The 6,000-nt window shown below is 73.5% G+C and carries 3 protein-coding genes; 1 reads left to right on the forward strand and 2 read right to left on the reverse strand.

Annotated features, from left to right (window positions below):
- Positions 1-26: 26 nt before the first annotated feature.
- Positions 27-1,943 carry a hybrid sensor histidine kinase/response regulator gene (locus tag AC1UE5_RS17270; protein WP_482925740.1) on the reverse strand — a complete coding sequence of 639 codons (1,917 nt, stop codon included), beginning with the start codon at positions 1,941-1,943 and terminating at the stop codon, positions 27-29.
- Positions 1,944-2,064: 121 nt separating this feature from the next.
- Between AC1UE5_RS17270 and AC1UE5_RS17275 the strand changes: the two genes are divergently transcribed.
- Positions 2,065-3,906 carry a methyl-accepting chemotaxis protein gene (locus AC1UE5_RS17275; RefSeq protein ID WP_482925742.1) on the forward strand — a complete coding sequence of 614 codons (1,842 nt, stop codon included), beginning with the start codon at positions 2,065-2,067 and terminating at the stop codon, positions 3,904-3,906.
- Positions 3,907-3,911: 5 nt separating this feature from the next.
- Here AC1UE5_RS17275 and AC1UE5_RS17280 read toward each other — a convergent pair.
- The coding region (locus AC1UE5_RS17280; RefSeq protein WP_482925744.1) for an FTR1 family iron permease at positions 3,912-6,000 on the reverse strand (2,089 nt) is incomplete at its 5' end.

Genomic DNA, 6,000 nt, shown 5'->3' on the forward strand with positions numbered 1-6,000 from the left:
CATCGGCCGATCGACCGAGCGCATGGTCATGCCGGCCCGTCCAGCTTCTCGCGGACCGCGTCGAGCAGGCGCGCGGCGGTGAACGGCTTGTCGACGAAGCCGTCGTCGCGGCCGATCGCACGTCCCACGAGCACGTCGTCGGTGTACCCGGACATGAACACGACGCGCACCCCCGGATGCCGCTCGCGCACGAGCTCCGCCAGCTCGGCGCCCGACAGCCCCGGCATGATCACGTCCGTCAGGAGCAGGTCGACGGGCTCGTCGGCGGCGTCGAGCAGCTCCAGCGCCCGCGCCCCGTCCGGCGCCTCGGCGACCGCGTAGCCCGCCGAGCCGAGGATGCGCTGGGCGGCCGCGCGCACGCCCGGCTCGTCCTCCACGACGAGCACCCGCTCGCCGCGCCCGCGAGGCGGGGCCGCCGCGACCGCCTGCTCGCGCGGCGCGGCGCTCCCCCGCACAGCCGGCAGGTGGACGCGCACCGACGTGCCCGAGCCGGGGGAGGAGTAGAGGCTCACGTGGCCGCCCGCCGCGGTCACGATCCCGTACACCGTCGCGAGCCCGAGGCCGGTCCCGACGCCCGACGGCTTGGTCGAGAAGAACGGCTCGAACGCCCGCGTGCGCGTCTCCTCGCTCATGCCCTGGCCGGTGTCGGAGACGGCCAGCTCGACGAACTTGCCGACGAGGCGGTCGTCGGCGTGGGCGCGCGCGAACTCGTCGTCGAGCACGATGTTCGACGTCTCGATCGTCAGCGTCCCGCCGCCCGGCATCGCGTCGCGCGCGTTGACCGCGAGGTTCATCAGCACCTGCTCGAGCTGGCCGTGGTCGGCGCTGACCGACCACAGCTCGTCGGCCAGCCGCGTCCGCAGCTCGATGTGCTCGCCCAGCGTGCGGCTGAGGATCGCGCGGATCTCGGTGACGATCGCGTTGAGGTCGAGCACCTCGGCGCGGCCGACCTCGCGGCGGCTGAAGACGAGCAGCCGCCGCGTCAGCTCGCTCGCGCGCCGCGACGCCTGGAGGATCTGCTCGACGTCCTGCGCCGCCGCCGACCCCTCGGGGACCTCGGACGCGACGAAGCCCGCGAAGTTCATGATCACCGCGAGCAGGTTGTTGAAGTCGTGCGCGATCCCGCCGGCGAGCTGGCCGACGCTCTCCAGCCGCTGCGCGCGGTTGAGCTGCGTCTCCAGCCGCCGCTGCTCGGCCTGCGCGCGCAGGCGATCGGTGATCTCGGTCGACACGCCGCCGACGCCGTAGACGTCGCCCTGCTCGTCGAGCATCGGGAACTTCACCGACAGGAACGTCCGCGTGCCCGCCGCGGTCTCGAGCTGCTCCTCGGTCTCGACCGGGCGCCGCTCGCGCACGACCTGCTCGTCGAGCTCGCGGACGTGCGCGCCGGCGTCGGGGAGCAGGTCGGTGTCGCGTCGCCCCGTCGCCGTCCCGGGCTCGACCTGGAGGAGCTGCTCGAACGCCCGGTTGACGACGAGGTAGCGCCCCTCGAGGTCCTTGAGGTAGATCGGCGCGGGCGTGTTGTCGAGGATCGCCTGCAGCCGTGCGCGGCTCGTGCTCTCGTGCGCCGCCCGGCGCTGCGCGGAGACGTCGCGGATCGCGCTGATGACGCGCGTCTCGCCGTCGACCTGCAGCGGGCTGAGCGAGATCTCGACCGGGATCTCGGTGCCGTCGTGGCGCAGCGCCGTCAGCTCCATCCCTGCGCCCATCGGCCGCCGGTGCGGCTGGCCGACGTAGGTCGCGCGCAGCCGGCCGTGCCCGCCGCGGAACCGCTCGGGCACGAGCAGGTCGACCGAACGTCCGACGAGCGCCTCGCGCCCGTAGCCGAACAGCTGCTCCGCCTGCTCGTTGACCAACGTGATCGTCCCGCCGGCGTCCACGACGACCATCGCGTCCGGCGCCGCCTCCAGCACGGCCCGGAAACCGACCTCTCCGGCACTCATCTGGCGCGGTACGTACCCCGCCACCGGTCAGGCGCACTCGGCGTCAACCGGCGAATCAACCGATCGGGTGGACATATCTCCCACCCGTCAAGTCCGTGCGGGAGGTGACGAGGAACCAGGTATGAGTCGCATCCGCAACCTGCCCGTGGGTGCACGCCTGGCCGCCGCGTTCGGCGCCGTGTGCCTCGCCTGCCTCGTCGTGGCGTTCGTGGGCGCCCGCGGCGCGTCCGACCTCAAGAAGGACATCGAGCTCGCCGCCGAGGGCAGCGACACGATGCGGCTCCTCGGGCAGGTCAGTCGCGCGATCTCGCTGGACGGTCGTGACGTCCCGCGCCACCTCTACGTCTACGACGGCGACCTGGAGGCCCAGGACGCCATCGCCAAGGAGATGGCCGCCCGCCAGGAGGAGGCCGTCAAGGCCATCGCCGCGGTCGCGAAGATCCATCCGGACGACGCCGCGCTCTTCACGAAGCTGACCGAGACCGGCGGCACGTTCGGCGAGGCGGTGGCCGAGGCGCTCGAGCAGTCGCGCCAGGAGACGGTCGACGGGGTCGAGGAGCGCACCGGCTCGCGCACCACGTACCTCGAGGCGGTCGTCCCGGCGCAGGAGCAGCTCGACGCCGCGCTCGCCGAGATCATCGAGGAGGTCGGCGCCGACGTCGAGACCGAGATCGCCACTGGCATGTCCGAGGCCGACAGCACCCGCCGCTTCGTGCTCATCGTCGGCGCCCTCGCCGCGCTGGCCGGCATCGTGCTCGCCTTCAGCTTCACCCGCACCATCACGCGCCCGGTCCGCCAGATCCTCGAGACGATCGGCTCGCTGCGCGACGTGTGCGCCGCCGAGCTCTCGACCGGCCTGCGCAAGATGCGCGACGGCGACCTGACGTACGCGGTCACGCCCGTCACGCCGCTGATCGAGGACGAGGCCAAGGACGAGCTGGGCCAGGTCGCCCGCTCGGTCGACTCGATCCGCAACCGCTTCGTCGAGGCGATCGAGGCCTACAACACCTCCCGCGGCGGCATCCGCGAGATCCTCGGCTCCGTCACCGCCTCCGCCGAGATGCTGTCCACCGCGTCCGCGCAGATGCGCTCGACCTCCGAGGAGGCCGGCCGCGCGGTGAGCGAGATCGCCCACGCCGTCGGCGACGTGGCCCAGGGCGCCGAGCGCCAGGTCCGCTCCGTCGAGGAGGCCAAGCACGCGACCGAGCAGGTCTCGCACGCGACCGAGGCGTCCGCCGCGTCCGCGCAGGAGACCGCCGCCGCGGCCGCCGAGGCGCGCCGCGTCGCCGCGGAGGGCGAGCAGGCCGTCGCGCAGGCCACCGAGGCCATGCGCCAGGTCCGCGAGTCGTCCGCGCAGGTCACCGACGCGATGCACCAGCTCGGCGCGAAGTCCGAGCAGATCGGCGGCATCGTGGCGACCATCACCGGCATCGCCGAGCAGACCAACCTCCTCGCCCTCAACGCGGCGATCGAGGCGGCCCGCGCCGGCGAGCAGGGCAAGGGCTTCGCGGTCGTCGCCGAGGAGGTCCGCAAGCTCGCCGAGGAGTCGCAGACCGCCGCGCGCTCGATCTCGTCGCTCGTCGAGGAGATCCAGACCGAGACGTCCCAGGCCGTCGCGGTGGTCGAGCTGACCGCCGAGCAGACCGCCGAGGGCGCCGCCACCGTCGAGCAGGCCCGCGACGCCTTCACCCGCATCGGCGTGTCCGTCGAGGACATGACCGGCCGTGTGGACGCGATCGCCGCCGCCGTCCAGCAGATCGCCGCGTCCGCGCAGAAGGTGCAGGCCGACATGGCCGAGGTCGCCGCGGTGGCCGAGGAGTCGTCCGCCTCGTCCGAGGAGGTCTCGGCCTCCACGCAGCAGACCAGCGCGTCCGCGCAGGAGATCGCCGACTCGGCCTCCGAGCTGGCGAAGACGGCCGAGGAGCTCGAGCACCTCGTCGGCCGCTTCACCCTCTCCGCCTAGCGCTTCTAGTTCGTCGCGGCCGCAGCCTCGCGGGCCTTCTTGGCCCGGCGGCGCTGCGGCCGCTTGACGCGCACGTACTCGGCCGCGAAGTACGAGCCGATCACGAGCACCAGCGCCGCGACCTGGCCGCCGATCGTCTCCCACGTCGGGAAGACCCCGAGCCACGTCCCGGCCCAGTACGGGATCTCCACGTCGATCGTCGTGATCGGGAACCAGCCGGCGCCCTGCAGCGTGCGGATCGTGGAGCCGACCATGATCACCAGCACGAACGCGAGCAGCACGCCGGTGACGATCAGCATCTTCTTGTAGGGCAGCTTGCGCTGGAGGCGGAACGTCAGCACCGCCACCGCGGCGGTCGCGGTCAGCCCGAGCAGCGAGCCGAGCACGGTCGCGCGCAGGCCGGCGCTCAGCTCCAGCGACTGGAGGAAGAGCACCGTCTCGAAGCCCTCGCGGTAGACGCTCGACAGCCCGAGCGTGAAGAGCCCGATCGCCTGCGCGCTCCAGAACGCGAGCTTGGCGGTGTCGTCCCGGGCCAGCAGCGCCTTGCGCCGCTGGTGGAAGCCGGAGATCCACTCCGTCCAGTACACGCGGTGGAAGAACCAGTTCATCACGAGCAGGAGCACCGCGATCGCGATCAGGCCGACGATCGCCTCGAGCTTCTCGCCGTACTGCTGCAGCTCGCTCAGCAGCGTCACCGCGACGACGAACGTGAGGACCGAGACGGCCAGGCCGGCGAGCGCGCCGTAGAGCACCGGCCGCTTCTTGCGCCGGTTGGCGCCGACGAACGACGCCGTGATCGCGGCGAGGATGAGCACGCCCTCCAGGCCCTCGCGGAACACGATGATCGCGGCGTTGGTGATGACGGTGGCCTCGGACGCGCCGTCGCCGAGCGTCGCGGCGGCGTTGGCGAGCTGGACGTCGAGCTCGTCGCGCGTCTCCTGGACGTCGCGGCGCGGCGCCTTGCCGGAGACGAGGTCGGCGAGCCCCTCGAAGTCGCCCGCGCCGAACCAGATCAGGCCCTCGATCTCCTGCGCGAGACCCTGGTCGAACGCGGCCAGCCGCCGTTCGGGGCCGAACTCGAAGATCGCGTACGTCTCCACCCGCGTCTGCTCGGCCTGGCGGTACTGGCCGGCGGCGACCTGCTGCTCGAGCCGGTCGAGCGAGATCTGGATGAGGTCGAAGTCGCCGTCGTCGGACTGCTCCTCCCATGCGTCCGGGTACAGCGCCGACAGCTGGTCCTCCAGCGCGCCGGTGCGGTCCTCGACGTCGCCGACGGTGGGGACGTCGCCGGGCTCGGCCTGCGCCGCGCGCAGGATGCCGTCGAGCTCGGCCAGGTGCCGGTCGACCGCCCGCGTGCCGCGCGCGTCGATGCGGCCGAGCGTGCCCTGGAGGTCGGAGAACGCGGCGCGCGCCGCCTTGGAGAACGCGACGCCCTCGCCGATCTCGAACGGCACGGTGACGCGCGTGCCCTCGACGCCGTGGTCGTACTCGACCGGGATGAGCGAGACGAACTTGGAGAGCTGGACGGCGCGGCGGGCGCGCTCCTCGCCGGTGAGCGGAGCGGCCGTGAACGAGCTGAGGACCTGCGCGACCTGCCTGCGCGCGGCCTCGACGGCCTCGTCGTCGTCCGCGACGGCGGCGCGGTGGAGCTGGGCGAACGCCGTGTCGGCCTGGGTGCGCGCGGTCGCGCCGCGCTCGGCGGTGAGGCGGTCGGCGAGCAGTGGCCACGTGGCGGCGAGCTGCGCTGCCAGCTCGGCCCGGCGCGCGGCGAACCCGCGCTCGCTCAGGCGGGCCAGCTCGTCCGCGCGTTCTCGGGCGCGCGCCTGCGTGGCGTCCAGCACGTCCTTGATCACCGCGAGGCGAGCCTGTGCGGGGGAGGTGCGGCGCTGCTCGAGGCCGCGGAGCGCGAGCGTCGCGTCGGCGCCCGGACGGGTGTAGCGCGTCGGCGTGCGGAACTCGCGGAGCTTCAGCCACGCGCGGGCGCGCGCGACGTCCCCGCGCGCGGCCGCTCGCGCGGTGACGGCGGCGGCGCCCCGGTAGAGCGCGCCCTGGACGGTGCCGCGGGCGGCGGCCAGCGCGCGGGGCGAGCGCGCG

It is taken from the genome of Parviterribacter multiflagellatus, assembly GCF_056863265.1.

Coding starts and splice junctions, on each gene's coding strand:
- AC1UE5_RS17275 (WP_482925742.1), top strand. CDS start 2,065: ATGAGTCGCATCCGCAACCTGCCCGTGGGTGCACGCCTGGCCGCCGCG.
- AC1UE5_RS17270 (WP_482925740.1), bottom strand. CDS start 1,943: ATGAGTGCCGGAGAGGTCGGTTTCCGGGCCGTGCTGGAGGCGGCGCCG.